The sequence below is a fragment of the Gordonia rhizosphera NBRC 16068 genome (genome assembly GCF_000298195.1).
In the GTDB taxonomy this organism is placed as follows: Bacteria; Actinomycetota; Actinomycetes; order Mycobacteriales; family Mycobacteriaceae; genus Gordonia; species Gordonia rhizosphera.
Genome location: NZ_BAHC01000031.1, coordinates 1 through 1,078 on the forward strand (window position 1 = coordinate 1; position 1,078 = coordinate 1,078).

General features: G+C 67.1%; 1 protein-coding gene and 1 pseudogene. Both read right to left on the reverse strand.

Annotated elements, in window-relative coordinates:
• A pseudogene (locus GORHZ_RS02685) lies at positions 1-569 on the reverse strand (glutamate ligase domain-containing protein); the annotation flags it as partial.
• A 4-nt stretch (positions 570-573) separates the two neighbouring features.
• Positions 574-927: a hypothetical protein gene (locus tag GORHZ_RS02690; protein ID WP_245551329.1), complete on the reverse strand. Its 354-nt coding sequence runs from the start codon at positions 925-927 to the stop codon at positions 574-576.
• Positions 928-1,078 lie beyond the last annotated feature (151 nt).

Here is a 1,078-nt window from a genome sequence, read left to right on the forward strand (position 1 = left end):
CAGGGTCCGGCCCGCGCCGGCGGTGACCACCGATCCGGTGATCACCACCCCCGCCCCCGCTACGGGCTCCCCGTCGGACTCCTCGGCGAGCCCGATCGCCGTTTCCACGGCATCGGGCAGGAAGGGCGTCACCACGACACGGTCCTCGATGTTGGTCAGCACGATCATGTCAAACACCGGCTCGAGTGCCTCGAGAACCCCTTCGGCATCCTCGTCCCCCAGCACCCCGATCACCCCGACAAGGCGCCGGAAGTCGAACTCCTCGGTGAGCGCCTGGGCCAGGGCGGCCGCACCGTGCGGATTGTGGGCGGCGTCGACGAACACCGTCGGCGCGCTGCGCACCCGCTCGAGGCGTCCCGGACTCGTCACCGACGCGAAACCGGACCGGATCGCGTCGATGTCGAGTTGCCGATCGGCACCCGCGCCGAAGATTGATGATCCCCGCCTTCTCCGACGCGATGACGGCCAACGTGTCGCCGAGGTAGTCGGCATGGCATGGCGACCGGCGTGATCACGGCGACGGTGGCATCGATGACGTTGGTGACGTCCCAGCGCCCACCCCATTCGGTGAAATCAGGGGCAGTACTCGCCTGCCACGGCGAAGAAGCGGTAGTCGAAGAGGTTCCCCGACGGGGGGCGCGGGTCGATGACGATCTGCACGCATCCCCCCGGCGTCGCCAACGCGCTCTGCAGGGCCATGTCGAACTGGGCGGCCAGCGCAACATTTGCAGACTGGTACTGCTGTGGGATGGGGAGCGAGGCGATCACCTGCGGCAACCCGATCGAGGCCGCCTGTTGGGTCGCCGAATGCGTCGCGATATAGGTGTACTCACTGGCCGTGACCGAAATAACACCCGTGGGAAGTTCGGCGCTCCACGATTCCGGTGCGGCGTGCGCGCTCCCAGCGGCGAACGGAAAGGTAGTCATGGCCACTGCCACGGCAGCGATGGCCCAGGGGCGAAGGCGGGTGATGACAGACAATCGCTTCCTCACAACACAGTTGCGGACACAAGACAGTGGGACGCACATCGTCGGCCCACCCCCGAACCGCTATTATCACAGCCCGCCTCGGGGAACG

Excerpts from the sequence above, each read along its gene's own strand:
- GORHZ_RS02690 (WP_245551329.1), bottom strand. The coding sequence starts at position 927 with ATGACTACCTTTCCGTTCGCCGCTGGGAGCGCGCACGCCGCACCGGAA.